The sequence below is a fragment of the Tepidimonas sp. genome (assembly GCF_046292505.1).
GTDB lineage: Bacteria > Pseudomonadota > Gammaproteobacteria > Burkholderiales > Burkholderiaceae_C > Tepidimonas.
In genome coordinates this window covers 87,804-113,595 of sequence record NZ_JBKBQX010000006.1, presented here as the reverse complement: position 1 = coordinate 113,595, position 25,792 = coordinate 87,804, and the positions used below count along the sequence as shown (strand labels likewise).

The window sequence follows — 25,792 nt, the reverse complement described above, 5'->3', positions numbered from 1 at the left end:
CGCGGTCAGTGAAAGTCGCGGCTGGTCACCGCCAGCTCGCCCAGCCAGGGGCTGAGGTCTTGCACATGTCCGGCGATCAGGTGGCAGACCGCGTGCTCGCCGTCCCCCTGGCGCTGCCATTGGCCCCGGATGGCCAGCAGCTGCCCTTGCCACAGCGCCTGCCGAAAGCGTGTTTGCACGTGGCGCCAGACGATCACCGGTACCGTGCCGGTTTCGTCTTCCAACGTCAGGAACAGCACACCCTGGGCCGTGGCGGGCTTCTGGCGGGTCGTGACCAGTCCGCAGGCCCCCAACAGACGGCCGTGGGGCTGGGTTCGCAGCCGCTGCGCGGGCAGCCACTGCGCGGCGGGCAGCCGCGAGCGCAGCAGTGCCAGTGGATGGGCGCGCAGGCTCAGGCCGGTGCCGGCGTAGTCTTGCCAGACTTCCTCGCTCAAAGGGGCGGGGGGGGGTTGCCACTGCGCGTCGTTCGGCCCGTTTCTCTCGTTCGCCCCGGGCACTCCAGCGGGGATCGTCGGGACGGTCGCTGCCCGCTCCAGCGCCAGCGGTGCATGCCAGCCACTGACGGCCCACCACTGCCGGCGTCGGTGACCCGCCAGTCCGCGCAGGGCGTCGGCCCGCGCCAGGGCCTGCAGCGCGCTGCGATCCAGGGCGGCGCGGCGCGCCAAATCATCCACGTCGGCCCAGGGGCGTTCGCGGCGCGCGGCCATCATGCGTCGCCCGGCCGCCTCCCCGAGTCCGTGGACCAGGCGCAGCCCCAGCCGCACCGCGGGGGCCGTGGCGTCGTGGACGGGCTCCAGCGTGCAGTCCCAGTCGCTGATCCGCGCATCCACGGGGTGCACGATCACCCCGTGTCGCCGGGCGTCTTGGACCAGTTGCGCGGGCGCATAAAAGCCCATGGGCTGGGCATTGAGCAGCGCCGCCAGAAAAGCCGCGGGCTCGTGGCATTTCAGCCACGCGCTGGCCCAGGCCAGCAGCGCAAAACTCGCCGCGTGGCTTTCCGGAAAGCCATAGGCGCCAAAGCCGCGGATCTGGCGCACGATGGCTTGGGCGAAGTCCGGCGCGTAGCCGCGTGCGGCCATGCCGTCGAGCAAGCGCTGCTCGAACCGCTCCAGCTCCCCCCGCCGCCGCCAGGCCCCCATGCTGCGGCGCAGGGCGTCGGCTTCCTCGGCACTGAAGCCGGCGGCCAGCATGGCGATCTGCATCACCTGCTCCTGAAAAATGGGAACCCCGAGCGTGCGCTCCAGGGCGGGGCGCAGCTCCGCCCGGGGCAGATCCAGCGGTTCACCCCGGCGCTGGCGCTCGCGGGCGGCCAGATAGGGGTGGACCATGCCGCCCTGGATGGGCCCGGGCCGCACGATGGCCAACTGCACCACCAGGTCATAAAAGCAGGCCGGCCGCAGGCGCGGCAGCATGCTCATCTGGGCCCGGCTCTCGATCTGGAACACGCCCACCGTGTCGGCGCGCTGGATCATGGCGAAGGTGGCGTCGTCGTGGGGCGGAATGTCGGCCAGCGTGAACGGGCGGCCGCGCCACTGGCTAACCAACCGCAGCGCCCCGTGCAGCGCCGTGAGCATGCCCAGGGCCAGCACGTCCACCTTGAGCAGGCCGAGCGCATCGATGTCGTCTTTGTCCCACTCGATGACGGTGCGCCCCGGCATCGCCGCCGGTACCACCGGCACGGTGTGGGTCAGCGGCTCGCGGGTCAGCACGAAGCCGCCCGTGTGCTGCGAGCGGTGCCGGGGTGCGCCCACCAGGGCCTGGGCCAGATCCAGCCAGCGCTGAACGGCCGGGTCGTCCGGGCGCAGACCGGCGGCCACTACGGCATCTGGGGCCAGATCCCGTGGCGCCTGATGGCGGCACTGGCGGGCCAGCGCATCCACCACGTCGGGGGCAAATCCCAGCGCCTTGCCCACGTCACGCAGGGCGCTGCGGCCCTGCCAGCGGATCAGGCTGGCGGCCAACGCTGCCCGCTCGCGGCCGTATTTGGCGTACAGGTACTGGATGACCTCTTCGCGGCGCTGGTGCTCGAAGTCGACATCGATGTCCGGCGGTTCGGCCCGCGCCCGGCTGATGAAGCGCTCGAACAGCACATGGTGGCGTGCGGGGTCCACCTCCGTGATGCCCAGGCAGTAGCACACCGCGGAGTTGGCGGCGGAGCCCCGCCCCTGGCACAGAATGCCGCGCTCGCGTGCAAAACGCACGATGTCGTGCACGGTCAGAAAATATTTTTCGTAGGCCAGCTCGCCGATCAACGCCAGCTCGTGCGCGATCTGGGCCTGCACGGCAGCGGGTGTTCCCTGAGGGTAGCGCTGGCGCGCGCCGGCCTCCACCAGGGCGCGCAGGTGCTGCGCAGGTGAGCGACCTGCGGGCACGATCTCGGGTGGGTATTCGTAGCGCAGCTCGTCCAGCCGGAAGGTGCAGCGCTGCGCAATCGCGCGTGTCGCCTCGATTAAACCCGGGGCGAAGCGGCGCTGCCAGCGGGCAGTGGGCCACAGGTGCGCCTCGGCATGGGCGCTCAGGGCCAATCCACACGCCGCCAGCGGGCGCTGCAGCCGGATCGCGGTCAGGGTGTCGAGCAGGGGCTGCTCGCCGGGGTGGCTCATGCGCACTTCGGGCGCGGCGACGGCGGGCACGCCGGCTCGTGCGGCGGCGGCCAGCAGCCGTCGTTGCCAGGCGGCATCATCCAGCCGCCCCTCGGCCGTGATGCCCAGCCAGCCCCGGTCTGCCCATCGCTCGCGCAGCCAGCTCCCCAGCGCGTGCAGGCCGGTGGCCCAGGCGGTGTCATCGGCCGATGGCAGTGCCCAGGCCCAGGGCACGGCCATGAGCAGGCAGCCGGACAGATCGGGGACGTCGTCGATGTCCGTGTGCAGCGGCAGGGCCTGAGGGTCTGCGGCGACGGGGGCGGTGGGGCGTTCCCGACCGCTTGCCGCAGTGGCCTGGCCCTGGCGCAACCGGCTGATCCAGGCGCTGAGCTGGCCATAGCCTGCCCGGTCCGCCGCCCAGGCCACCAGCGTGAATCCGCCCCCCGGCAGCACCGGCCAGCGCACCCGCCAGTGGCTGCCCACGAGCAGCGGCAGGCCGCATGCGCGCGCGGCCACGTGGGCCTGCACCACCCCGCCTAAGGTGTTGTCGTCGGTCAGTGCCAGCGCGGCATATCCCAGTGCATGGGCCCGCCTGACCAAAGTCTCGGGGCTGGCGGCGCCGCGCAGGAAGCTGAAATGGCTCAGTGAGAACAGGGCGGCCGGCGCGGTCATGCGTATACCCCCGCAAGCCGCCACGCTCCCCAGCCCGCTGGGCCGGGCAGGGCGTGGCGGTGCAGCCACCAGCAGCGCCCATCGGCCGAGGTGGCCACGCCCATCTCCCAAGCCACCGGGGTGTCCCACCAGCCGGTGGCGATGCGCTGCGGCCCCAGCACCCGCCGCAAGCGCTGGCCCTTCAGGCGCGGGTGCCCGTCGGGGCCGGTGTCCAGCCGCCGTGGCTGCGGCAGCCACCAGGGGGGCTCCCACAGGGCAGCCATGGCGGCCAGGGCGAGCGCATGGGCCGCAGCCCCACGGTCGCTGCCCCGGCGTCCTTCGGTGTCCAGGGGGGCTTGGAGGGCGGCGCGCCATCGCTGACGCCGTGCCGGATCCCAATCGGCGGCGCGTTGCACGGTCTGCACCCGGGCCGGGCCGAGCCGGGCCGACAGGCGTTCCAGCAGCGCCTCCCAGCTCAGGGTATCGTCGGCGGGCCGGTCCGGCAGCAGCGTGGTGGGTGCCGGGCTCCATGGGACGACATGGATGGTTTCCAGCCACAGCCCCTCGACCGCGGCATCCAGGCGGGCGCGCGCCAGGGCGTCGTGGAGCTGCGAGCGCAGCAGTCGGGTGTCCCGTGTGGGCCGCCGGTGCCGAAATTCCAGGGCCGTTGCCGCCGGGTGGCCCTGCCAGCCCAGCCGCCAGTGCAACACACCGGCCTGCCGCTGCTGCAGCCAGGCCATCAACTGGCCCAGCAGCCGCTGGCCCGCGAAGGCCAGCGCGGCGGTCTCGGCGCTGGGCGCGGGCAATGCCAGGGTCTGGTGGAAGCGTTCCGGTGCCCGCCAGCCGGGCAGCGCGAGTGCTCCCTGACCGTACAGCGCGTCCAGCGCCTGCAGCAGGTCCGGCGCGGTGCGGCGTGCCAGGCCCGCGCGCGGGCAGCGGCGCAAGTCCCCCAGCGTGTGCATCCCCAAGGCGTTCAGCACCGGTCGATGCGGTCGGGCGGGGCCCAAGTGGCTGGCGGGCAGCGCATCCAGACGGGCCCACCAGTCCGGTCCCAGCGCATAGCCGAAGCCGCCGGCCGTGGGGGTGGCGCGGGCGATCGCCAAGGCGGCCAGGGCGGTCGGCGCCGCTCCCAGCCGCCTCCAGCCCAGGGCGGCCCCTTCGTGCCGCAGGCGTCGCAGCAGGGCTGCCCGTCCGCCAAACAGCCGCTGGCTGGCCGTCAGATCCAGCAGCCAGCCGTCCTCGTGCGGCACGGGATGCGGGCCGTAGCGGGCCAGCCAAGGGCCTGCGGGTTCAGGGGTGGACGAGCCGCAGGCGGGCAGACAGGCGATCCACAGGGCGTTCGGTGGCATGGCGTGCGGGGTCTTCCGGCGGGGATGGGGGCAGCAGCCGGCGCAGCGGCAGCGGGGCTTGTAGCCGCACGGGGTGCGCCAGCGGTGGGCCGCGTCGCTTGCGGATGTGCACCGTCAGGCCATCGGCATCGCCTGCACCGATGTCCAGCCGCAGCGGTGCGGCCGAGGCGGGCAAGCCGTGCGCCCGGTCATGGCTGGCCAGCACCAGCGGGGCCGGCCACGCCCCGGGTCGGGTGCCGTCGCGCTGCGCGCTCGAGGCCGCCAGTTGCAGCCGGCGCACCAGTCCCGCCGTCGGCCGCTGCCAATGCACCCAGCACAGGCTGACGTCGGGGCAGCGCAGCGCCTGCTCGGCCGCCCACAGGGCGTCGGCATCGCCCGTGGGCTGCAGGCGCAGCAGTCGCTCCGGGGCCACCCCCTGGGCGGCCCAGGCGTGGGCGTTGGGCTCCAGCGGCAGGCCGATCAGCACGAGCGGCCCCTGCTGGACGGCCGTCTGCAATACCGGCAGCAGCAACCGCCAGGGCAGGGTGTCGGCGTCGAGCGCGCATTCGACCACGGCACCGAGCGGCCATCCGCTGCCCGGCAGCACGGCGTCCAGGGCCGTCCACCCGGTCGTGTGGGTGGACCGCGTGACCGGGGCCATCTGGTCGGCCCACCAGATATCGTGGCGCAGGGGGTTCGGTGCCATACCGATACTGTACAAAAAAACAGTATTGGAGCAAAAGCGTGGGCTCACACGGGGGATGGCTGGCGAACAGCACGCGGGCGGTGCCACGAAAGTAAAAAAGGGTGCCGAAGGTGGTCGGTAGCCGCCGAACGGCGCCGCAGCCGGCTTGGTGATGGCGAGCGCTCGCCCTACAATGCCCAGTGTGGCCGCGGTGTCCGTCCGGTTGGTGTGCAACCGGGTGGGGCGGGCGGCGACGTATCGGCAAATTTGCTGGGTTCGCGTAAAGGGATTGCATGTCTGGATTTGAGTCGGCCTGGAGTCTGTTCATCGACTTCCTGGCCCAGGGGCTGACCGCAGCCTCGTGGTGGCAGATCGTTCTGTTCACCCTGGTGCTCACGCACATCACCATCGTCAGCGTCACGCTGTTTTTGCACCGCCATCAGGCGCACCGCGCGCTGGACCTGCACCCGGCGGTATCGCATGTCTTTCGCTTCTGGCTCTGGATGACCACCGGCATGGTCACCAAGGAGTGGGCGGCCATCCACCGCAAGCACCACGCCAAGTGCGAGCAGGAGGGCGACCCGCACAGCCCGCAGGTGTACGGTATCCGCAAGGTGTTCTGGGAAGGCGCCGAACTCTACCGGGCCGAAGCCAAGAACCAGGAAACCCTGCGCCGCTATGGCCATGGCACGCCGGACGACTGGATCGAGCGCCACCTGTACACCCGGCACTCGCGCCTGGGCGTCAGCCTGATGTTGATCATCGACGTCGCCCTGTTTGGCGCCGCCGGGCTGGCCGTGTGGGCGGTGCAGATGGTGTGGATTCCGTTCTGGGCGGCCGGTGTCATCAACGGCATCGGCCACTACTGGGGCTACCGCAACTTCGAGGCGCCGGACGCCAGCACCAATGTCTCGCCCTGGGGGTTGATCATCGGTGGCGAGGAGCTGCACAACAACCACCACACCTTCCCGACGTCGGCCAAGTTCTCCGTCAAGCCGTACGAGTTCGACATTGGCTGGGTGTACATCCAGGCGCTGGCCAAACTGGGGCTGGCCAAGCCCAAGAAGGTGCCGCCCAAGTTGGCGTTTGGTGATGCCAAGCCGGTGGCCGATGAGCAGACGCTGGAGGCGATCGTCGCCAACCGCTACGAGGTGATGGCCCGCTATGCGCGCCAGATGCGGGCGGCCATGCAGGCCGAATGGGACACCCTGCGGGCCAAGACGGGCGGCGACGAGTCGCTGTTGAAGCTGGCGCGTCGCTGGCTGCACCGCGATGATGACCAAGTGCCAGCCCCGGTGCGGGCCAAGCTGCAGCAGGTGTTCGGTGCCGCGCCCAGCCTGGCCAAAATGCACGCGATGCGCGAGGAGTTGCGCCAACTGTGGTCCAACACCGCGCTGACCCGTGAGCAGATGGCGCGCGAGCTGCAGGCGTGGATCCACCGTGCCGAGCACAGCGGCATCCAGGCCCTGAGCGATTTTGCCCAGCGCTTGCGCGCGGCGCGACTGGCGCCCTCGGCCCCCTGAAGCTGGGGGGCAGCGATAAAAAAACCGCCAGCGTTGCTGGCGGTTTTTTTTGTGGTGCCGATGCGAAAACCGCTCGACAGACAGCCGGCCGCGCGGGCCGGCTGGCGGCTGGTCACTTGAGCTTGGTTTCCTTGTACTCGACGTGCTTGCGCGCCACCGGATCGAACTTCATGAACGCCAGCTTGTCCGGCGTGGTCTTCTTGTTCTTGGTGGTGGTGTAGAAGTGGCCGGTCCCCGCGGTGGATTCCAGCTTGATCTTTTCGCGTCCGCCTTTGGCAGCCATGATGGACTCCTATGTGGTGATCAGGCCTGACCGCGGGCACGCAGGTCGGCCAGGACGGCATCGATGCCGACTTTGTCGATCAGGCGCAGCGCCGCGCCAGAGACGCGCAGACGCACCCAGCGGTTCTCGCTCTCGACCCAGAAGCGGCGGGTTTGCAGGTTCGGCAGGAACCGGCGCTTGGTTTTGTTGTTGGCGTGGGAGACGTTGTTCCCCACCATGGGCTTTTTGCCCGTGACTTCGCACACACGTGCCATGTTGGTCACTCCAATCAGAACAGCCCACCCGGTCGACCCGGGTCGGCACCTCGTCCGCGTCCTGTGTTGTGCCGCCTGCCACACGTGGAGTGCCCCATCGGGATGGTCTGGACAATACACGGCGTGTGGACGGCTCCGGCTCGCGGACGGCCAAATTGCCGCGGCCGCTTGACCGCAGCGAATCAAAGATTATACCGGGTTACCGATGCTTGGGGTTGCACTCTCTTAGGGTGGGGAAGTGGACAGAGGGCTTGTCAGCCTTATGCAGACGGACCGGAACGCACGCGCAGGCGCAATCCGTTGGGCAGAGGGGTCGCTTGACGAAGCACGCCTTCGGCCAGCCAAAGCGCTGACCGTTGGGCGCGCTCGGCCACCAAGGGCAGCGGCAGTTGCAGGTAGTCGTCGTTGAAGACCTCGAAGCTGTAGTCGCCCTGATAGCCGATCTGATCGAGCTTGAGCACCAACTGCACCAACTGCTCGCTGTGCACGCCTTCGCCAGGAAACACGCGGAAGGTCCGCGCGGTGGTCATGCGCTCTTCGAACGTGCGTGTCTCCTGCCACATGAAGTCGGCCAGCTGCACCAGAAAAATTTTGTCCGGTTGTAGGTAGTCGATTTCGTCCAGCGCGGTTTGCGCGGCGAAGATGTGGAACGAGTCGATGCCCAGTCCGAGGTTGGGGCAATCGGCGCGCATCACCGCTTCCCAGGCGGTGGTGAACTCATTGACATGCCGCCCCCACGATAGGGCTTCGTAAGCGATCTTGATGCCGTAGGGAATGGCCAGCATGGCGAGCTTGCGAAGATCGCGGGCGATGTGATCCAGTTTGCCGCTGGCATGACGCGAGGTAGACGAACAGACCAATAGCACGTCGCACCCCAGCGCCGCGCACATCTCCAGCATGGCCTTGGCGATGTCTACCTTGTAGTGGTGCAGGTGGCCGCTCAAACCCTCGAAATCGCGCAGCACCTGAAAGCCCGTGCCGCGCAGCCCGCTGGCCTGTACCGCCTTGACGGCTGCCCGCCAGCCGCCCGGGTGCCCTACTAGGTCGTTGGCTTTGAGCATGACCTGACTGAAACCGGCATCTTTCATTGCCTCCAGTTTGGCCTCCAACGGGCCGGCCAGGCTGATGGTGTCCATGCCAAAGCGGGCAATGGTCTGCTCGATGGAGTGGGTCCGGCGCCACATGATTCAAGCTCCGCCCGTTTCGCTGTGCACCAGCTCGAACACGACCGAGCCCAGATAGGTTTTGGTGATGGCGCCACGGGGCTCGGTGTGGGCCTCAGGTGTCTCCACGAATTCCACCCCCAAGGCGCGCAGCGCCCGTACCGCGGCCAGCACATCCGGCACGCCCAGGCCGATGCGCTGTAGGCGCTCGCTCGCATCGTAAACGTTGGGCTCGGGCTCGACGAGCTGGATCAGGAAGCGGTGGGCAGCCGACAATGCCGGCACACGCAACAACTTGCCCTTGGGCATGATGCCGAAGCGTTCCTCATCCGGAATCGGCTCGGCGCCGAGGAGCTCGCGGTAAAACTCGATCCAGTCGTAACTGCGGCCGGGCCCGATGTATTGCACGATCCCGAAAAAGTGGATGCCTGCTGTGGCCGGCGGATGCTGATCCACCGTGGGGATGGGAACGAAATCGACGTCGTAGATGGAAAACTCCTGATACCGGTCCACCAGATAGATGCGGCTGCCGCCCGCGCCGTGGATGGCGGGGATGTTGAGCTCCATCACCTCGGGATGGGTGGGAACCGCCCACGCCCCCCGCTCCAGCACGTAGTCGTAGGCGGCCCGGGCATCGCGCACGCGCAGCGCGATGCCCGAGATGCTGGGGGCTTCACCGCCGTGGTTGGCGGCTCGGGCTTCATCGGGATGGGCGTTGACGACGATGTTGAGGCCGCCTTGCCGATACAGCAGCACTTCGCGCGAGCGGTGGCGGGCAATGGGGCGAAACCCCATCATCTCCAGCACCTGTCCCAGCGCCTGCGGCTTGCTGGTGGCGTATTCGATGAATTCCACCCCGTCGAGGCCAATGGGGTTGGATGCGTCGCTGAACGAGGCTTGCAACGGTTCACGGGCCGATGCGGTGGGCTTGGTCAGAAAGTCGCTCACAGGTGGCCTCCGATACGGTGGCTCAGTAGCTCAGGCGGGCCAGCGCCCGCAGGTGGTCGGCGCTGGTGCTGGGGTAGCCGAAAAACTCCAGATAGGCCGGGATCTGCTCGAACAGCATGTCAGCGCCCACTTGGATGCGGCAGCCCCGCGCCTGCGCGGCGGCGAGAAAGGCGGTCATTTCGGCGCGCATCACCACTTCGCCCACAAACGTTTGCGGCGAGAGCCGATCCATGTCGATCGGCAGCGGGTCGCCCTCGTTCATGCCCATTGGCGAAGCGTTGACCACTAGGTCGTAGCCGCGGGGGTCGCGTGTGTGCAGTCGTACCGACAGGGCGGGGAAGTGCGCTTGCAGACGGGCGGCCAAGGTTTCGGCCACCTGTGGCTGAATGTCATGCAGTCCCAGGCTGCTCACGCCCGCGGCAGCCAGAGAGGCCGCGATAGCGCTGCCCACGCCGCCGCAGCCTACGATCAGCGCCTTGGCGCCTTCCAGCGCCAGACCTTTGCGCCGTAGGCCGCGCACAAAGCCTACCCCATCGAACAAATCGCCTACGAGGCGCCCGTCTGCACCGCGCTTGACAGCGTTGCAGGCGCCAGCCACCTGCACCGTCGGGCTGGCTTCGTCGAGCAGCGCCACCGTAGCCACTTTGTGTGGCATGGTGATGAGAGCACCCCGCACGTTCTCCACCCGGAACAGGCTGCGCAACAGATCGGGATAGGCCTCGGGTCTGCAACCCATGGGCACCACCACGGCATCAATGCCGCTGGCCTCGAAATATGGGTTGTAAATCATCGGCGCCTTGAAGCTGTGCGTGGGGTAGCCGATGTGGGCGATGAGTTCGGTGTTGCCCGTGATCATGGCTTGGGCTTACTTGCGTAGTTTGTTCAGTTCAGCCATGACGGCATTGACCGTGGCCTCGCCCACATTGACGCTGTGTTTGGCGATGACGGGTTTCATGCGCTCGCGAAACTTGGCCAGTTCGGCGAGGGGCAATTCGGTCACCTGCATGCCGGCCTTGCGCAGGTTATCCAGTGTGCTGGCTACGGCGGCGCGGGATTGCTCACGCTGGTATTTGATGGATTCGGCCGCCGCTTCACGCAGGATGCGCTGCTCATCGCTGCTCAAGCGATCCCAGAAGCGCTTGCTGACTAAAATGGACTGCGGGTTGTACTGGTGGTAGGTAAGGGCCAGATGACGCTGAACCTCAAAGAGCTTGGCACCGTAAATGGTGGCCAAAGGGTTTTCCTGACCGTCCACGGCCCGCTGCTCCAAGGCGGCGTACAACTCGGGGAAAGGTAGCGGGGTGGGGTTGGCCCCCAAGGCGCTGACCCAGTCCACGTTGATGGGGTTGGGGATGACGCGCAGCTTCAGGCCGGCGATGTCTTCCACCCGGTTGATGGGGCGGCGGCTGTTGGTGATGTGCCTAAAGCCCAGCTCGTAGTAGCCCAGTGCGACGAGGCCGCGCTCTTCCAGCTTGGCGTGCAGGCTGCGGCCGAATTCACCGTCCACCACGGCATCGGCCTCCTGCGGGTTGGCAAACAGGAAGGGGAAGTCATAGACGGCGAAGTCGCGCACCAGGCTGGCCAGGATGCCCGAATTCATCGAGGCCATTTCCAATGTGCCGCCTTGCAGGGCCGACAGGTTGGCCTGGTCGCTGCCCAAGGCGCCACCTGGGAAGATATTGACCTTGAGCGTGCCGCCCGATTTGGCCTCGACCAGTTCACCGAATTTTTCCATTCCCATCACGATGGGGTGACCTTTGGCGTTCTGGTTGGCAAATTTGATCGTCTTGGTCTGTGCTGCGGCCACGCCGACGGTGGCGACGGCGGCCAGCGCCAGAACGGTCTTGAGGAACAGTCGTTTCATGGTGTCTCCTGCGGGTAGGGCGGCACGCGAAATGGGGATGGGGTGCGGCCGGCGTGCCGGTCGGTCTGGCCCCAGACGGCATCAGGAATAGAACCAGCGGTACGGAGTGATCACGATTTGCGGGAACAGCACCAGCAAAAACAGCACGATGACCTGGGCCAGCAGGAAGGGCCAAACCCCTTGGGCCACCTGTTGAATCTTCATCTTGCCCACCCCGGCCACCACGTTGAGCACCGTGCCGACCGGTGGTGTGATCAGCCCAATCGCACCGTTCATCACGAACAGAACTCCGAAGTACACCGGATCGGTGCCCGCAGCCTTGACCACTGGCATCAGAACCGGGGCAAGAATCAAAATCATGGGTGTCAGATCCATTGCCATGCCAATGACCAGGATCAGCAACATGATCACGATCAGCAGCAGGGTCGGGTTGTCCATGAAGGGCTGCAGGATGTCGATGAGTTGCCCCGGCAGGTTGGCCACGGTGATGAGCCAGGCGCTGACCGCGGCGGCCGCCACGAGGAACATAATGATGGCGGTGGTCTTGGAGGCAGCCACCAACACCTGATAGAGCTGCTGAAGGCGCATTTCCCGGTACACCACGGTGGCCACGAACAGCGCATAGACCGCGGCCACCACGGCTGCCTCGGTGGGGGTGAATACCCCCATCTTCAGGCCCACCAGCACGATCACGGGCAAGCCCAGCGCCCAGGTCGATTCGCGCAGGGCTTTCCATATCTCGGCGCGACTGGCTCGCGGTGGGGTGGAAGCGCCTTCTTTGCGGGCCACCAGCCACCAAGTGATGGCGATGGCGATTCCCATCAGAATGCCGGGTACGATGCCGGCGATGAACAGTCGCCCGATGGAGACGTTGGCGGCGACGCCGAAAATCACGAACGGAATCGAAGGTGGAATGACCGGGGCAATGATCCCTGCCGAGGCGATCAGGCCGCCGGAACGGGCCCGGTCGTGGCCGGCCTTGACCATCATGGGCAACAGCAACGCTGCCAGCGCCGCCGTATCGGCCACCGCCGATCCGGACAGCGACGCCAGCAGCACCGCCGCCAGGATGGTGACGAAGCCCAGGCCGCCGCGCACGTGGCCCACCAGGGCGAGTGCCAGATTGACGATGCGCCGCGACAGACCGCCGACGTTCATGATCTCGCCAGCCAGCATGAAGAAAGGCACCGCCAGCAGCGGAAAGCTGTTGGCGCCTTCGAGCACGTTTTGCGCCAGGATCTGGGCATCGAACAGATCCAGATGCCACATCAGCGCCACGCCGGAGAGCAGCAGGGCATAGGCAATCGGGATGCCCAGGGCAATGGCGCCGATCAGCGCGCCAACGAATATCAGAACGGCCATGTGGGCATCCCCGGTCAATGTTTGGGGTCGGGTGAGGCGGATGCAGAGGCTTCGGAGGGTTCCAGCCCGCGCGGGCTGTGCATGTGCGCCAGGGTCAGGCGTCCGGTGACTATGCGCCAGAGGTCGATGAGCAGCAGGCAGCCGGCTGAAGCGGCAAACACCACGCCGCTGCCATACGCCCATCCCATCGACCAGCCCGTCACTGGGGCCTGGACATCCCAGTTGATGCGGGTTTGCGCCAGGCTGCCCTGGAACATCAGCCAGGTGGCGAACAGCATCAAGCCGTGACCGATCAGCAGGCCCATGCGCTGGCCCAGCGGCGGCAGCCGTGCGATCAGCATGTCCACCCCCATGTGGGCGCGTTCCCGGATGGCCACCACCGCCCCTAGGAACACCAGCCACAGAAACAGCCAGCGCGACAGTTCCTCGGACACGGCAATGCCGGAATTGAAGCCATAGCGCAACACGACATTGCCGAACACCATGAGGACCATTGCCGCCAGGCAGAAGGCCATGATGGCGCTGAGCGCGCGGCAATAGTGGTCCAGCAAACGATCGAGCATGGGTGTCTCCTTGGATAGTTATTTTGTACGAACTGGTTAGTTTTTTTATAGGGGTAAACCATGACCCCGTGCAAACGGCTGGTGCAAAAGGGGTCAGCGGTCGGCGCGCAGGTAGCGGACCACCATCTCCACCGCCAAGGCGCGGCGATGCGCCACCGCGTCGGTATCTGGGCGGTCGCGCTTGAAGATCAGGTCGAAGGTGTGGCGGTTGGAGACGTTGAAAAACGCCAGCGAAGAAATGGCCCAGTGAATGTCTAGCGGGTCCAAGCCAGGCCGAAACACGCCTTCGGCCACGCCACGGTCATACAGCTGGCGGATGGCAGTGATGGCCGGGGTGTTGAGCTCCTGAATGAAGCGGCTTTGGGCCAGGTACTGGCCACGGTGGATGTTTTCCGACATCACCAGCCGGATGTACGGCTCGTTGCTGTAGTGGTGGTCGAAGGTGTAGGCTACCAGGCGACGCAGGGCTTCCTCGGGGGGGAGGTCTTCCAGGTGCAAGGCTGCCTCGTTTTGTCGCATCCGGCGGTAGGACTCCTCCAGCACCGCCAGGTACAGCCCCTCCTTGCTACCGAAGTAGTAGTAAATCATCCGCTTGCTGGTCCGGGTGGCATCGGCGATTTCGTCGATGCGTGCGCCCGCCAGCCCCTTTTCAGCAAACACCTGGGTGGCCACTTCCAGGATGTTGGCCATGGTCCGCCCAGGGTCGTTGGTACGGGTTGCCACCCACTCGCGACCAGTGCGGGAAGCGCGGGCAGATGGAGACCGCGTAGCGGGATGTACCATCTGGTTCATGGCGGCAGTATATGCCGCCTGCTCGGTCCGGCGCCTCAGCTCGGCTGTTGTTCCAGGAAGCGCTGCGCATCCAGCGCCGCCATGCAGCCAGTGCCGGCGCTGGTGATGGCCTGGCGGTAGACGTGGTCCTGCACGTCGCCGGCGGCGAACACCCCCGGCACGCTGGTCATCGTCGCCATGCCGTCGTGGCCGCCGCGCGTGACGATGTAGCCGTCTTTCATGTCGAGCTGGCCGGCGAAGATCTGCGTGTTGGGGCTGTGGCCGATGGCGATGAAGACGCCCTGCAGCGCCAGCTCCTCGGTGGCGCCGGTCTGCACGTGGCGGATGCGCACGCCGGTGACGCCCTTGTCGTCGCCCAGCACCTCGTCGAGCACGTGCCAGAGCTTGAGCTCGATCTTGCCTTCGCGCACCTTCTCCATCAGCTTGTCGACCATGATGGCCTCGGCGCGGAAGGTGTCGCGGCGGTGGATCAGCGTGACCTTGCGCGCGATATTGGCCAGGTACAGCGCTTCCTCCACGGCGGTGTTGCCGCCGCCGACGACGCAGACGTCCTGCCCGCGGTAGAAGAAGCCGTCGCAGGTGGCGCAGGCGCTCACGCCCTTGCCCATGAAGGCCTGCTCCGACGGCAGGCCGAGGTACTTGGCCGAGGCGCCGGTGGCGATGATCAGGGCGTCGCAGGTGTAGGTGCCGGCGTCGCCAGTCAGCGTGAAGGGTCGTTTCGACAGGTCGGCCGTGTGGATGTGGTCGAACACGATCTGCGTGGCGAAGCGCTCGGCGTGCTGCTGGAAGCGCTGCATCAGCTCCGGGCCCTGCACGCCGTGCACGTCGGCCGGCCAGTTGTCGACCTCGGTGGTCGTCATCAGCTGGCCGCCCTGGGCCAGGCCGGTGATCAGCAGCGGCTTCAGGTTGGCGCGCGCGGCGTAGATCGCCGCGGTGTAGCCGGCCGGACCGGAGCCGAGGATGAGAACGTGGGCGTGCGTGGACATGCCAACGATTGTACGGAGGTGTCGGGCACCGCGCTCGGGTTAAGCTTGGGGTTGCCCACCCAGCTTGCCCGTTTGCCCATGAGCCGATCCGTCAATGCCCTCAACGCCGACCTGGCCACCCCGGGGAGGGGCTGGAAGCGATTCGCGCAGGAGATCGGTTTGCTCCTGGGCGCGGTGGTGCTGGCCTTTGCCTTTCTGGCCATGCTCAGCCACGATGCGGCCGACCCGGCCTGGTCCACTTCGGGCACGGGGGTGGGCTACCGCAACTGGGGCGGTCGGCTGGGGGCGTGGGTGTCGGACATCGGCTACTACGTGTTCGGCGCCTCGGTCTGGTGGTTGCTGGCCGCGGGCGCGCGCGCCTGGCTGGCGTCGCTGGCGCGCTGGTTGCGCGCCACGCCCGCACCGCCGCCCGGGTCCGCCTGGTGGCAGACGCCCGCGTGGCGCACGGCCGCGTTCGGCGTCGCCGTGGTGGGGCTGATGTGGGCCAGTTGCGTGCTCGAATGGAGCCGGCTGACCCGCTGGGACGCCTGGGTGCCTGGGCATATTGCCGGCGGCGTCCTGGGCGAACTGGCCGGACCGGTCGCGCTGCGCTGGCTGGGGGATACCGGATCGGCCTTGGTGGCGCTGGCCGTGTGGACGGTGTCGGTGGCGGTGGTGTTTGGGTTTTCGTGGGCGCAGGTGGCCGAGCGCATCGGCGCGGCGGTGGACCAGTGGATCGAAGCCCGGCGGGAGCGACGCGAGGTGGACGAAGATGTGCGCATCGGCCAGCGGGCTGCGCGCGAACGCAGCCGCCAGGAGGCCGAGGTGCGCGCCTCGCATCCCCCGCACGAGCCGCATTTCGATGTGCCGCCGCCGGCGCCCGAAGCCGACGCGGGCCCGCGGGCCGAGGCGCCCACGGCGGCACCGTCCGATCAGGAGGGTGTCCGTGCGGCGCCCAAGTCGACCGCCCGGCTGCAGATCGAGCCCACCGTGGCCGAGGTGGAACCCAGCGCCCGCGCCGTCAAGGAGCGCCAGCAAGCGCTGTTTGCCGACGGCGAGTCGCCGCTGCCGCGGCTGGACCTGCTCGACCCGCCGGCGCGCCAGCCGACCACCGTGGCGCCCGAGACGCTGGAGATGACCAGCCGGCTGATCGAGAAAAAACTCGCCGATTTCGGCGTCGAGGTGCAGGTGGTGGCGGCGCAGCCTGGCCCGGTCATCACCCGCTACGAGATCGAGCCCGCCACCGGTGTCAAGGGCTCGCAGATCGTCAACCTGGCCAAGGACCTGGCGCGCTCGCTGTCGCTGGTGTCGATCCGCGTCATCGAGACCATCCCCGGCAAGAGCCTGATGGCGCTGGAGCTGCCCAACGCGCGGCGCCAGACCATCCACCTGAGCGAAATCCTCGGCTCGCAGGTCTACCACGAGGCGCGCAGCCTGCTGACGATGGGGCTGGGCAAGGACATCGCCGGCCATCCGGTGGTGGTGGACTTGGCCCGCATGCCGCACTGTCTGGTGGCGGGCACCACCGGCTCGGGCAAGTCGGTCGGCATCAACGCCATGATCCTGAGCCTGCTCTACAAGGCTGAGCCGAAGGACGTGCGGCTGCTGCTGATCGACCCGAAGATGCTGGAACTCAGCGTCTACGAGGGCATCCCGCACCTGATCGCGCCGGTCGTCACGGACATGAAGCAGGCCGCCAACGGCCTGAACTGGTGCGTGGCCGAGATGGAGAAGCGCTACCGCCTGATGAGCAAGCTGGGCGTGCGCAACCTCGCGGGCTACAACGCCAAGATCGACGAGGCCGCGCAGCGCGGCGAGTCGATCCCCAATCCGTTCAGCCTGACGCCGGAGGCGCCCGAGCCGCTGGCGCGTCTGCCCTACATCGTGGTGGTGATCGACGAGCTGGCCGACCTGATGATGGTGGTCGGCAAGAAGATCGAGGAGCTGATCGCGCGCCTGGCGCAGAAGGCGCGCGCCGCCGGCATCCACCTGATCCTGGCCACGCAGCGGCCCAGCGTCGACGTCATCACCGGCCTGATCAAGGCCAACATCCCGACGCGCATCAGCTTTCAGGTCAGCAGCAAGATCGACAGCCGCACCATCCTCGACCAGATGGGCGCCGAGGCGCTGCTCGGCATGGGCGACATGCTCTACATGCCGGCCGGCACAGGTTTCCCGACCCGGGTGCACGGCGCCTTCGTCAGCGACGACGAGGTGCACCGCGTGGTGGCGTTCCTGAAGGAGCGCTATGGCGAGCCGGACTACGTCGAGGACGTGCTGGAGAGCGCCGGCGGCGACGGCTTCGGCGGCCCCGAAGGCGGTGGCGACGCACAGGGCGGCGGCGAAAAGGACCCGCTGTACGACCAGGCCGTGGCCATCGTGCTGCAGGACCGCAAGGCTAGCATCAGCTACGTGCAGCGTAAGCTCAAGATCGGCTACAACCGCGCCGCGCGGCTGCTGGAGGACATGGAGAAAGCCGGCCTGGTCAGCGCGCTGACCGCCAGCGGCCAGCGCGACATCCTGGTGGGCGGCCGCACCGAATGAGGCCGGCGCGCAGCGGCACCCTGACCCCCCGCGCAGGCGCGGAACCCCGCCACCCCCATCCCTTTCCAAGCACCATGCAACGACGCTTCGCATTGCTCGCCTTGACGGGGTCCGCCCTGGGCTGGTTGCCCCTCTCCACCTGGGCCCAAACCGAGGGCCTGCGCGAACTGGAAACCTTTCTGTCCAGCGTGCAGCAGGGCCGCTGCGCCTTCACGCAGACCGTGACGGCCCCCCCGCGCGACGGCGAGGCCATGGCGCGCACCCGCACCAGCCGCGGCGAATTCGAGTTTTTGCGGCCGGATCGCTTTCGCTTCCGCTACACCCAGCCGTTCGAGCAAGTCATCGTGGCGGACGGACAGACGCTGTGGCTGTTCGACCCGGATCTCAACCAAGTCACCGCGCGCCGGCAGGCCGACGTGTTGGCCAACACCCCGGCGGCGCTGCTGGCCGCCGCCCCCGATCTGCGCGCCGTGCGTCAGGCGTTCACCCTGTCAGCGGGCGAATCGCGCGACGGGCTGCACTGGGTAGAGGCTGCGCCCAAGGCGCGCGACGGTCAGGTGCAGCGCATTCGCATTGGATTTCGCCAAGGCCAGCTCGAGGTGCTGGAGATCCTGGACAGCTTCGGCCAGCGCTCTGTGATGCGGTTCGGCCCCCTGGATCGTTCGACCCAATTCACGGCGGCGCACTTTCGCTTCCAGCCACCCGTCGGCGCCGAGGTGCTGCGCCAGTGATGTCCCGGCCCGCATGCACGCCGGGGCACTGCCTGGGCCCATGCCGCCTCAGCCCCGCAGCGGCAGTGCCGCGCCGATGGCCATGAAGACGCCGCCGCAGGCCTGATTGAAGCGCCGGCCCGCGCGGCGCAGCCACGGCGTCAGGCGCGAGGCCGTGCTTGCAATCAGGGTCTCGGTGATCACCTCGATGACGGCGAAGGTGCCGGCCATGACCGCGAACTGCCCCCACAGGCTGCGATGCGGGTCGATGAACTGGGGCAGGAACGCGGCAAAAAACAGCAGCCCTTTGGGGTTGGTGACGGCCGACAGCAGCCCCTGGCGGAACAACGACAGCCCCGAGCGCCGCTGCGGGCTGGGGCGTATGTCCATGCCGATCGGCGGCGCCCGCCAGACCTGGATGCCCAGGTACACCAGATACAGACCGCCCACCCACTTCATGACGGTGAGCCAGACCAGCGAAGTCTGCAGCAGCGCCCCGATGCCAAACATCGACAGCGCAATCACCACGACGAAGCCCAGCGCCCCGCCGCCGATGGTGTAGAGCGTGCGCTGCCGCCCGTACAGCGCGCCGTGGGTGAGGGCCAGCAGGCCATTGGGCCCGGGCGACAGCGACAGCCCCAAAGCCGCCAAGGCGTACAGAAGCCAGGTGTCGAAAGCCATGCGGCCATCGTGCCACTGCGCGGCAGGGGCGGTCAAGCCGTGCGCGCGGCGCGGGGTGCACCTGGGCGACAATCGCCGCATGGCCCAGACCCCCTCCGTCCCCCTGGCCGAACGGCTGCGCCCGCGCACGCTGTCCGAGGTCGTCGGCCAAGCGCATCTGCTTGGCCCCGGTATGCCACTGCGGCTGGCATTCGAGAGCGGCCGGCCGCACAGCTGCATCCTGTGGGGGCCGCCGGGCGTGGGCAAGACCACGATCGCGCGCCTGATGGCGCAGGCGTTCGACGCCCAGTTCATCGCCCTGAGCGCGGTGCTGGGCGGCGTCAAGGACATTCGCGACGCGGTCGAGCGCGCCGAGGCCGCGCGCAGTGGGCTGCACCCGCAATCGACGCTGGTGTTCGTCGATGAGGTGCACCGCTTCAACAAGGTGCAGCAGGACGCCTTTTTGCCGCATGTGGAAAGCGGCCTGTTCACCTTCGTCGGCGCCACCACCGAAAACCCGAGTTTCGAGGTCAACGCCGCGCTGCTGTCGCGCGCCACCGTCTACGTGTTGCAGCCGCTGGCGGAGGCTGACCTGCAGGCGCTGATCGAGCGGGCCTCGAGCACCGGCGAGGTGCCGGCGCTCAGCGCCGCAGCGCGGCAGCGTCTGGTGGCCTACGCCGATGGCGACGCGCGCCGGCTGCTCAACACGCTGGAGACGCTGGCCGTCACCGCGCGCGCGCAGGGCCGCGCCGAGGTGGATGACGCCTGGCTGCTGGCGACGCTGGGCGAGCGGTTGCGTCGCTACGACAAGGGTGGCGACCAGTTCTACGACACCATCAGTGCGCTGCACAAGAGCGTGCGCGGCAGCGACCCGGACGCGGCGCTGTACTGGTTCGTGCGCATGCTCGATGGCGGTGTGGATCCGCGCTACGTTGCGCGCCGACTGGTGCGCATGGCCACCGAGGATGTCGGGCTGGCCGATCCGCGCGCGCTGCGGCTGGCGCTGGACGCGGCCGAGACCTACGAGCGGCTCGGCAGCCCGGAAGGCGAGCTGGCGCTGGCGCAGGCGGTGGTGTACCTGGCCGTGGCGCCCAAGAGCAACGCCGTCTATACCGCCTACAAGGCCGCGCGCACCTTCGTGGCGCGCGACGGCACACGCGCGGTGCCGCTGCACCTGCGCAATGCGCCCACGGCGCTGATGCGCCAGCTCGACCATGGTCGCGGCTACCGCTATGCGCACGACGAGCCCGATGCGTTTGCCGCGGGCGAGCGCTACTTCCCCGAAGGCGTGCAGGAACCGCGCTTCTACGAGCCGGTGCCGCGCGGGCTGGAGCTGCGCATCGGCGAAAAGCTGACCGAGCTGCGCCGGCGCAACGCCGAGGCGCGTGCTGCGGCGGCGACCGGCGTGCCGCCGGCCGGCAGCTCACATTAGTTCGCCTAATGCGTTTGGAGTTGCATTGATAGGAATTCTGGTTTTCCCCGGGTGGGCGCGGAAATTGCCGGGTAAACCCTAGGGTTTGGCGGGTCAGCTAGGGCAAACACGCACCGGTTGGCGAAAAACGCTTCGCTACAATCCGCCCACTCTGAACCCGCCCCAAGGCCGCACCCAGGCCGGAACTGGCGGGTTTTTTGCTAACCCGGCCGGCCAGCAGCCACCGGGATGGTGGTTCCTCACAACGGAGAGCTCTCATGGATGTTTTGCTACAGCAGATCATCAACGGTCTGGTGCTGGGCAGCATGTACGCGTTGGTGGCGCTTGGCTACACCATGGTGTACGGCATCATCGGGCTGATCAACTTTGCCCATGGTGACGTGCTCATGATCGGCGCGCTGACCAGCTGGACGATCATCGTCCAGGCCCGCGAGGCCGCGCCCGGTATGCCCGGCTGGGCGTTGTTGGTCCTGGCCGCGCTGATCTCGATGGTCGTCTGCGCCGCGATCAACTTCTCGATCGAGAAGCTGGCCTACAAGCCGCTGCGCAACTCCCCGCGGCTGGCGCCGCTGATCACCGCGATCGGCATGAGCATCTTGCTGCAGACGCTGGCGATGATCGTGTGGAAGCCCAATCCCAAGTCGTATCCGACGCTGTTGTCGAGCGAGCCGTTCAACCTGGGTGGTGCGGTCATCTCGCCCACGCAGGTGACGATCCTGGCCACCACCGCCATCGTGCTGTCGCTGTTGATGTTCATGGTCAACAAGACCAGCCTGGGCCGGGCCATGCGCGCCACCGCCGAAAACCCGCGCGTCGCCGGCCTGATGGGGATCCGGCCGGACGTGGTGATTTCGGCCACCTTCATCATCGGGGCGATGCTGGCGGCCATCGCCGGCATCATGTGGGCATCCAACTACGGCACGGTGCAGCACTCGATGGGCTTCATGCCGGGGCTCAAGGCCTTCGTCGCCGCGGTCTTTGGCGGCATCGGCAACCTGGCCGGTGCCGTGGTCGGCGGCATCTCGCTCGGCCTGATCGAATCGCTGGGGGCAGGCTATCTGGGGCCGCTGACGGGCGGCTTCCTGGGCAGCCAGTATTCCGACATCTTCGCCTTCATCGTCCTGGCCATCGTCCTGACGCTGCGTCCGTCGGGCCTGCTTGGCGAGCGGGTGGCCGACCGCGCCTGATGCGCCCGGACAGGAGATGCTGACATGAGTCAATCCAAACAATCTTCCAAGCTGGTCGTCTTTGCTCTGGCGGCCATCGGCCTGCTGGTTCTGCCGCTGCTGCTGCAGGCCACGGGCAGCAACTCGTGGGTGCGCATCGTCGATGTGGCGCTGCTGTACGTGATGCTGGCGCTGGGCCTGAACATCGTGGTGGGCTACGCGGGCCTGCTCGACCTGGGCTTCATCGCTTTCTTCGCGGTCGGTGCCTACCTCTACAGCTTGCTGGCCTCCAGCCATCTGGCGGACAACTTCCCCGCGATCGCGGCGATGTTCCCCAACGGCATTCACCTCAGCTTCTGGATCGTCATCTTCCTGGCCGCCATCCTGGCCGGCATGACCGGGCTGATGCTGGGCTACCCCGTGCTCAAGCTGCGCGGCGACTACCTGGCCATTGTGACGCTGGGGTTTGGCGAGATCGTGCGCATCTTCATGCTCAACCTGGACCGCCCGATCAACCTGACCAACGGGCCCAAGGGGATTGCCGGTGTCGATGCGGTGACGGTCTTCGGCCACAACATGGGGCAACGGCTGACCATATCGCTCGGGGACTGGACCTACACCTTCGAGTCGGTGACGCTGTACTACTACCTGATCCTGTTCTTCGTCGTGATGACGGTGATCATTGCGCACCGCATGGGCAACTCCCGCATCGGGCGCGCGTGGATGGCCATCCGCGAGGACGAGATCGCCGCCAAGGCCATGGGCATCAACACCCGCAACCTCAAGCTTGCGGCCTTCGGCTCCAGCGCCACCTTCGGCGGCGTCGCGGGCGTGCTGTTCGCCTCGCTGATGCGCGGCGTCTATCCGGAATCGTTCATCCTGATGGAGTCGGTGATGATCGTGGCGATGGTGGTGCTGGGTGGTCTCGGCCACATCCCGGGCGTGATCCTGGGGGCGCTGCTGCTGGGCGGCCTGCCGGAGCTGCTGCGCCACCTGGCCGGTCCGCTGCACTACCTCACCGACGGGCGTCTGGCGCCCGAGATCTTGCGCCAGTTGCTGATCGCGCTGGCCATGATCATCGTCATGCTGCTGCGCCCGCGCGGTCTGTGGCCCGCGCCCGAGCACGGCAAGTCGCTGAGCAAGTGAGGAGCTCTCCATGACAGACACCATCCTGAAAGTCAGCGGCGTCTCCAAGCGCTTCGGCGGCCTGCAGGCGCTCTCGGACGTCGGCATCGAGATCAAGCGCGGCCAGGTCTATGGCCTGATCGGCCCCAACGGCGCCGGCAAGACGACCTTCTTCAACGTGCTGACGGGCCTGTACACCCCCGACAGCGGCTCGTTCGAGCTGGCGGGCCAGCCCTACACGCCCACCGCGGTGCACGAGGTGGCCAAGGCCGGTATCGCGCGCACTTTCCAGAACATTCGGCTGTTCGCCGAGATGACGGTGCTGGAAAACGTCATGGTCGGCCGCCATGTGCGCACGCGCTCGGGCATCTTCGGCTCCATCCTGCGCACGAGCAGCTTCAAGGCCGAGGAAAAAGCCATCGCCGAGCGCTCGATGGAACTGCTCGAATACGTCGGCATCGCCAAATACGCCGACTACAAGGCGCGCACCCTGTCCTATGGCGACCAGCGCCGGCTGGAGATCGCGCGCGCCCTGGCCACCGACCCCAAGCTGATCGCGCTGGATGAGCCGGCCGCCGGCATGAACGCGACCGAGAAGGTGCAGCTGCGCGAGCTGATCGACCGCATCCGCCGCGACAACCGCACCATTTTGCTGATCGAGCACGACGTCAAGCTGGTCATGGGCCTGTGCGACCGCGTCACCGTGCTGGACTACGGCAAGCAGCTCGCCGAGGGCACGCCCGCCGAGGTGCAAAAGAATCCCAAGGTGATCGAGGCCTACCTTGGTACCGGAGGACACTGAAATGGCGAATACCCTGTTGAAAGTCACGGGCTTGAAGGTCTCGTACGGCGGCATCAAGGCGGTCAAGGGCATCGACCTGGAGGTGCGCGAGGGCGAGCTGGTCACCCTGATCGGCTCCAACGGCGCGGGCAAGACCACGACCATGAAGGCCATCACCGGCATGTTGGTGTCCGAGGGCGGCGACATCGTCTACCAGGGCCAGTCCATCCGCGGGGCGGGGTCGTGGGATCTGGTCAAGCGCGGGCTGGCCATGGTGCCGGAGGGCCGCGGCGTCTTCACGCGCATGACCATCACCGAAAACCTGCTGATGGGCGCCTACGTGCGCACCGACAAGGCCGAGATCCAGCGCGACATCGATCGCATGTTCGAGCTGTTTCCGCGCCTGAAAGAACGACGCGACCAGCTCGCCGGCACGATGTCCGGCGGCGAGCAGCAGATGCTGGCGATGGCGCGCGCGCTGATGAGCCGTCCCAAGCTGCTGCTGCTGGACGAGCCGTCGATGGGCCTGTCGCCGATCATGGTGGACAAGATCTTCGAGGTGGTGCGCGATGTGCACGCGCAGGGGATGACGGTGCTGCTGGTGGAGCAGAACGCCCGCCGCGCGCTGCAGGTGGCCGACCGAGGCTATGTGATGGACTCGGGCGAGATCATCATGCACGGCGAGGCCAAGGCCATGCTGGACGATCCGAAGGTCCGCGCGGCCTACCTGGGCGAAGCGGCCGTCTGACGGCCTGCCGATGCGAACGGGGCGGCACCGGCGTGGGCCGCCTACAATCGAGGGTTTTGCGGTGTGGGCCGCAAAACCCTTTGTTTTTTGCATCCCGGTGGTGCCATGACCGATTCCGTCCATCCCGCGCCCGTCGAGGCCCCGAGCGAAAACCAGCTCATCGCTGAGCGCCGCGAAAAACTCCAGGCGCTGCGTGCCGCTGCCGGTCAGGGTGCCGGGCCGGCCTTCCCCAACGACGTGCGGCCGCAGCACACGGCCGAGGCTCTGCAGGCTGAGTACGGCCACATGAGCAACGAGATGCTCGAGCCGCTGCAGGCCCGCGTCAGCGTCGCCGGGCGCATGATGCTCAAGCGCGTCATGGGCAAGGCCAGCTTTGCCACCGTGCAGGATGCCTCCTTCGGCCCCACCGGCGGGCGCATCCAGCTCTACCTCACCAAGGACGCGTTGGGCGAGGCCGCCTACGACGCCTTCAAGCACTGGGATTTGGGTGACATCGTCTATGCCGAAGGCACGGTGTTCAAGACCCGCACGGGCGAGCTGTCCGTCAAGGCCGATCGGCTGCGTCTGGTGGTCAAGAGCCTGCGCCCGCTGCCGGACAAGTTCCACGGCATCCACGACCAGGAGCTGAAGTACCGCCAGCGCTATGTCGATCTCATGACCGATGTCGCGGCGCGCGAGCGCTTCGTCGTGCGCAGCCTGGCTGTCACGGCCCTGCGTGAGTTCATGGTGCAGCACGGTTTTCTGGAGGTGGAAACACCCATGCTGCACCCCATCCCCGGGGGGGCGAACGCCAAACCCTTCGTGACCCACCACAATGCGCTGGATCAGGAGATGTTCCTGCGTATCGCCCCGGAGCTCTACCTCAAGCGCCTGCTGGTGGGGGGCTTCGATCGCGTGTTCGAGATCAACCGCAACTTCCGCAACGAGGGGATCAGCGTTCGCCACAACCCCGAGTTCACCATGATGGAGTTTTACGCGGCGTACTGGAACCACGTGGATTTGATGGCGTTTACCGAGCAGCTCATCCGCCACGTGGCCCACACCGTGTGCGGTGGCGGCCGGCTCGTCTACCAGGGGCGGGACGTGGACCTGGATGCGCCGTTCGAGCGACTGACCATCCGCGAGGCCATCCTCAAGCACACCGACGCGGGCGAGCGTGTGGACGATCCGGCGTGGCTGCGCGAGCAGTTGCGGCGCCTGGGGCTGGATCCCGTCAAGGACCGGCTGGACAGCCGCAGCCTGGCCGGTCTGCAGGTCCTGTACTTCGAAGAGACGGTGGAGGACAAGCTCTGGCAGCCGACCTTCATCTGCAACCACCCCACCGAAATCTCGCCGCTGGCGCGCGCCAGCGACACCGATCCGACGATCACCGAGCGCTTCGAGCTCTACATCACCGGGCGGGAAGTGGGCAACGGCTTTTCCGAGCTGAACGACCCCGAGGACCAGGCCGCGCGCTTCCATGCCCAGGTGGCCAACAAAGACGCCGGCGACGACGAGGCCATGTACTTCGACGCCGACTACATCCGGGCGCTGGAGTACGGCATGCCGCCCGCCGGCGGCTGCGGGGTGGGCATCGACCGGCTGATCATGCTGCTGACCGACAGCCCGAGTATTCGCGACGTGATCCTGTTCCCGGCTTTGCGGCGCGAGGCCTGATCCGGGC

23 protein-coding genes are annotated in these 25,792 nt (G+C 67.6%); 9 read left to right on the top strand and 14 right to left on the bottom strand.

Annotated elements, in window-relative coordinates; all coding sequences use genetic code 11:
- Positions 1–5 precede the first annotated feature (5 nt).
- The 3 genes from ACK4TH_RS05005 to ACK4TH_RS04995 are packed head-to-tail and all read right to left on the bottom strand — an operon-like array spanning position 6 to position 5,267.
- On the bottom strand, positions 6–3,254 hold the full coding sequence (locus ACK4TH_RS05005; protein ID WP_409623481.1) for an error-prone DNA polymerase: 3,249 nt from the start codon (positions 3,252–3,254) through the stop codon (positions 6–8).
- Complete coding sequence (locus tag ACK4TH_RS05000; protein ID WP_409623479.1) at positions 3,251–4,582, bottom strand: hypothetical protein; 1,332 nt, start codon at positions 4,580–4,582, stop codon at positions 3,251–3,253. Before ACK4TH_RS05000 ends, ACK4TH_RS05005 begins: the two co-directional genes overlap by 4 nt.
- Entirely contained in the window at positions 4,524–5,267 is a 744-nt protein-coding gene (locus ACK4TH_RS04995; RefSeq protein WP_409623477.1) for a hypothetical protein, read from the bottom strand. The genes ACK4TH_RS05000 and ACK4TH_RS04995 overlap by 59 nt, the downstream gene beginning before the upstream one ends.
- A gap of 272 nt (positions 5,268–5,539) precedes the next feature.
- On the opposite strand from ACK4TH_RS04995, the gene ACK4TH_RS04990 reads away from it, so the two are divergent.
- On the top strand, positions 5,540–6,769 hold the full coding sequence (locus ACK4TH_RS04990; RefSeq protein ID WP_409623475.1) for a fatty acid desaturase: 1,230 nt from the start codon (positions 5,540–5,542) through the stop codon (positions 6,767–6,769).
- 112 nt (positions 6,770–6,881) lie between these two features.
- On the opposite strand, the gene rpmG is transcribed toward ACK4TH_RS04990, so the two are convergent.
- The 10 genes from rpmG to trxB all read right to left on the bottom strand — a co-directional run bounded on the left by rpmG (position 6,882) and on the right by trxB (position 14,984).
- The gene (gene rpmG / locus ACK4TH_RS04985; RefSeq protein WP_068608721.1) at positions 6,882–7,052 is read right to left on the bottom strand and encodes a 50S ribosomal protein L33; all 171 of its coding nucleotides are present in this window, start codon (positions 7,050–7,052) and stop codon (positions 6,882–6,884) included.
- 20 nt (positions 7,053–7,072) lie between these two features.
- The gene (gene rpmB / locus ACK4TH_RS04980) at positions 7,073–7,306 is read right to left on the bottom strand and encodes a 50S ribosomal protein L28 (protein WP_043698877.1); all 234 of its coding nucleotides are present in this window, start codon (positions 7,304–7,306) and stop codon (positions 7,073–7,075) included.
- A 260-nt stretch (positions 7,307–7,566) separates the two neighbouring features.
- The gene (locus tag ACK4TH_RS04975) at positions 7,567–8,490 is read right to left on the bottom strand and encodes a sugar phosphate isomerase/epimerase family protein (RefSeq protein ID WP_409623473.1); all 924 of its coding nucleotides are present in this window, start codon (positions 8,488–8,490) and stop codon (positions 7,567–7,569) included.
- Between the two features lie 3 nt (positions 8,491–8,493).
- Positions 8,494–9,405 carry a VOC family protein gene (locus ACK4TH_RS04970; RefSeq protein ID WP_409623518.1) on the bottom strand — a complete coding sequence of 304 codons (912 nt, stop codon included), beginning with the start codon at positions 9,403–9,405 and terminating at the stop codon, positions 8,494–8,496.
- Positions 9,406–9,439: 34 nt separating this feature from the next.
- The gene (locus tag ACK4TH_RS04965; RefSeq protein WP_409623471.1) at positions 9,440–10,273 is read right to left on the bottom strand and encodes a shikimate dehydrogenase family protein; all 834 of its coding nucleotides are present in this window, start codon (positions 10,271–10,273) and stop codon (positions 9,440–9,442) included.
- A gap of 9 nt (positions 10,274–10,282) precedes the next feature.
- A complete protein-coding gene (locus ACK4TH_RS04960) occupies positions 10,283–11,281 on the bottom strand; it encodes a TRAP transporter substrate-binding protein (RefSeq protein ID WP_409623469.1) in 999 nt (332 codons plus the stop codon).
- Between the two features lie 81 nt (positions 11,282–11,362).
- A complete protein-coding gene (locus ACK4TH_RS04955; RefSeq protein WP_409623467.1) occupies positions 11,363–12,643 on the bottom strand; it encodes a TRAP transporter large permease subunit in 1,281 nt (426 codons plus the stop codon).
- Positions 12,644–12,657: 14 nt separating this feature from the next.
- On the bottom strand, positions 12,658–13,206 hold the full coding sequence (locus ACK4TH_RS04950) for a TRAP transporter small permease (RefSeq protein ID WP_409623465.1): 549 nt from the start codon (positions 13,204–13,206) through the stop codon (positions 12,658–12,660).
- A gap of 93 nt (positions 13,207–13,299) precedes the next feature.
- On the bottom strand, positions 13,300–13,896 hold the full coding sequence (locus tag ACK4TH_RS04945; RefSeq protein WP_409623463.1) for a TetR/AcrR family transcriptional regulator: 597 nt from the start codon (positions 13,894–13,896) through the stop codon (positions 13,300–13,302).
- Positions 13,897–14,033: 137 nt separating this feature from the next.
- Positions 14,034–14,984: a thioredoxin-disulfide reductase gene (trxB, locus tag ACK4TH_RS04940; RefSeq protein ID WP_409623461.1), complete on the bottom strand. Its 951-nt coding sequence runs from the start codon at positions 14,982–14,984 to the stop codon at positions 14,034–14,036.
- A 78-nt stretch (positions 14,985–15,062) separates the two neighbouring features.
- Between trxB and ACK4TH_RS04935 the strand changes: the two genes are divergently transcribed.
- Both ACK4TH_RS04935 and lolA read left to right on the top strand, forming a co-directional pair.
- Positions 15,063–17,507: a DNA translocase FtsK gene (locus tag ACK4TH_RS04935; RefSeq protein ID WP_409623459.1), complete on the top strand. Its 2,445-nt coding sequence runs from the start codon at positions 15,063–15,065 to the stop codon at positions 17,505–17,507.
- 74 nt (positions 17,508–17,581) lie between these two features.
- Positions 17,582–18,238 carry an outer membrane lipoprotein chaperone LolA gene (gene lolA, locus ACK4TH_RS04930; protein WP_409623457.1) on the top strand — a complete coding sequence of 219 codons (657 nt, stop codon included), beginning with the start codon at positions 17,582–17,584 and terminating at the stop codon, positions 18,236–18,238.
- Between the two features lie 48 nt (positions 18,239–18,286).
- On the opposite strand, the gene ACK4TH_RS04925 is transcribed toward lolA, so the two are convergent.
- Entirely contained in the window at positions 18,287–18,898 is a 612-nt protein-coding gene (locus ACK4TH_RS04925; protein ID WP_409623516.1) for a LysE family translocator, read from the bottom strand.
- 79 nt (positions 18,899–18,977) lie between these two features.
- Between ACK4TH_RS04925 and ACK4TH_RS04920 the strand changes: the two genes are divergently transcribed.
- The 6 genes from ACK4TH_RS04920 to lysS all read left to right on the top strand — a co-directional run bounded on the left by ACK4TH_RS04920 (position 18,978) and on the right by lysS (position 25,785).
- The gene (locus ACK4TH_RS04920; RefSeq protein ID WP_409623455.1) at positions 18,978–20,309 is read left to right on the top strand and encodes a replication-associated recombination protein A; all 1,332 of its coding nucleotides are present in this window, start codon (positions 18,978–18,980) and stop codon (positions 20,307–20,309) included.
- A 257-nt stretch (positions 20,310–20,566) separates the two neighbouring features.
- Positions 20,567–21,496, top strand: coding sequence for a branched-chain amino acid ABC transporter permease (locus tag ACK4TH_RS04915; protein ID WP_409623453.1), 930 nt, complete (start codon positions 20,567–20,569; stop codon positions 21,494–21,496).
- A gap of 24 nt (positions 21,497–21,520) precedes the next feature.
- Complete coding sequence (locus ACK4TH_RS04910; RefSeq protein ID WP_409623451.1) at positions 21,521–22,621, top strand: ABC transporter permease subunit; 1,101 nt, start codon at positions 21,521–21,523, stop codon at positions 22,619–22,621.
- A 10-nt stretch (positions 22,622–22,631) separates the two neighbouring features.
- A complete protein-coding gene (locus tag ACK4TH_RS04905) occupies positions 22,632–23,402 on the top strand; it encodes an ABC transporter ATP-binding protein (protein WP_409623449.1) in 771 nt (256 codons plus the stop codon).
- A gap of 1 nt (position 23,403) precedes the next feature.
- Positions 23,404–24,129, top strand: coding sequence for an ABC transporter ATP-binding protein (locus ACK4TH_RS04900; RefSeq protein ID WP_409623447.1), 726 nt, complete (start codon positions 23,404–23,406; stop codon positions 24,127–24,129).
- 105 nt (positions 24,130–24,234) lie between these two features.
- Positions 24,235–25,785, top strand: coding sequence for a lysine--tRNA ligase (gene lysS, locus ACK4TH_RS04895; protein ID WP_409623445.1), 1,551 nt, complete (start codon positions 24,235–24,237; stop codon positions 25,783–25,785).
- Positions 25,786–25,792: the final 7 nt, after the last annotated feature.

What these genes read in the sequence shown, in the direction of transcription:
- ACK4TH_RS04995 (WP_409623477.1), bottom strand. Translation starts at nt 5,267, where the DNA reads ATGGCACCGAACCCCCTGCGCCACGATATCTGGTGGGCCGACCAGATG.
- ACK4TH_RS05005 (WP_409623481.1), bottom strand. Translation starts at nt 3,254, where the DNA reads ATGACCGCGCCGGCCGCCCTGTTCTCACTGAGCCATTTCAGCTTCCTG.
- ACK4TH_RS04950 (WP_409623465.1), bottom strand. Translation starts at nt 13,206, where the DNA reads ATGCTCGATCGTTTGCTGGACCACTATTGCCGCGCGCTCAGCGCCATC.
- ACK4TH_RS04955 (WP_409623467.1), bottom strand. Translation starts at nt 12,643, where the DNA reads ATGGCCGTTCTGATATTCGTTGGCGCGCTGATCGGCGCCATTGCCCTG.
- trxB (WP_409623461.1), bottom strand. Translation starts at nt 14,984, where the DNA reads ATGTCCACGCACGCCCACGTTCTCATCCTCGGCTCCGGTCCGGCCGGC.
- ACK4TH_RS04905 (WP_409623449.1), top strand. Translation starts at nt 22,632, where the DNA reads ATGACAGACACCATCCTGAAAGTCAGCGGCGTCTCCAAGCGCTTCGGC.
- ACK4TH_RS04960 (WP_409623469.1), bottom strand. Translation starts at nt 11,281, where the DNA reads ATGAAACGACTGTTCCTCAAGACCGTTCTGGCGCTGGCCGCCGTCGCC.
- ACK4TH_RS04965 (WP_409623471.1), bottom strand. Translation starts at nt 10,273, where the DNA reads ATGATCACGGGCAACACCGAACTCATCGCCCACATCGGCTACCCCACG.
- ACK4TH_RS04975 (WP_409623473.1), bottom strand. Translation starts at nt 8,490, where the DNA reads ATGTGGCGCCGGACCCACTCCATCGAGCAGACCATTGCCCGCTTTGGC.
- lysS (WP_409623445.1), top strand. Translation starts at nt 24,235, where the DNA reads ATGACCGATTCCGTCCATCCCGCGCCCGTCGAGGCCCCGAGCGAAAAC.
- ACK4TH_RS04910 (WP_409623451.1), top strand. Translation starts at nt 21,521, where the DNA reads ATGAGTCAATCCAAACAATCTTCCAAGCTGGTCGTCTTTGCTCTGGCG.
- ACK4TH_RS04945 (WP_409623463.1), bottom strand. Translation starts at nt 13,896, where the DNA reads ATGGCCAACATCCTGGAAGTGGCCACCCAGGTGTTTGCTGAAAAGGGG.
- ACK4TH_RS05000 (WP_409623479.1), bottom strand. Translation starts at nt 4,582, where the DNA reads ATGCCACCGAACGCCCTGTGGATCGCCTGTCTGCCCGCCTGCGGCTCG.
- ACK4TH_RS04925 (WP_409623516.1), bottom strand. Translation starts at nt 18,898, where the DNA reads ATGGCTTTCGACACCTGGCTTCTGTACGCCTTGGCGGCTTTGGGGCTG.
- ACK4TH_RS04990 (WP_409623475.1), top strand. Translation starts at nt 5,540, where the DNA reads ATGTCTGGATTTGAGTCGGCCTGGAGTCTGTTCATCGACTTCCTGGCC.
- lolA (WP_409623457.1), top strand. Translation starts at nt 17,582, where the DNA reads ATGCAACGACGCTTCGCATTGCTCGCCTTGACGGGGTCCGCCCTGGGC.
- ACK4TH_RS04935 (WP_409623459.1), top strand. Translation starts at nt 15,063, where the DNA reads ATGAGCCGATCCGTCAATGCCCTCAACGCCGACCTGGCCACCCCGGGG.
- ACK4TH_RS04915 (WP_409623453.1), top strand. Translation starts at nt 20,567, where the DNA reads ATGGATGTTTTGCTACAGCAGATCATCAACGGTCTGGTGCTGGGCAGC.
- rpmB (WP_043698877.1), bottom strand. Translation starts at nt 7,306, where the DNA reads ATGGCACGTGTGTGCGAAGTCACGGGCAAAAAGCCCATGGTGGGGAAC.
- ACK4TH_RS04900 (WP_409623447.1), top strand. Translation starts at nt 23,404, where the DNA reads ATGGCGAATACCCTGTTGAAAGTCACGGGCTTGAAGGTCTCGTACGGC.
- ACK4TH_RS04920 (WP_409623455.1), top strand. Translation starts at nt 18,978, where the DNA reads ATGGCCCAGACCCCCTCCGTCCCCCTGGCCGAACGGCTGCGCCCGCGC.
- rpmG (WP_068608721.1), bottom strand. Translation starts at nt 7,052, where the DNA reads ATGGCTGCCAAAGGCGGACGCGAAAAGATCAAGCTGGAATCCACCGCG.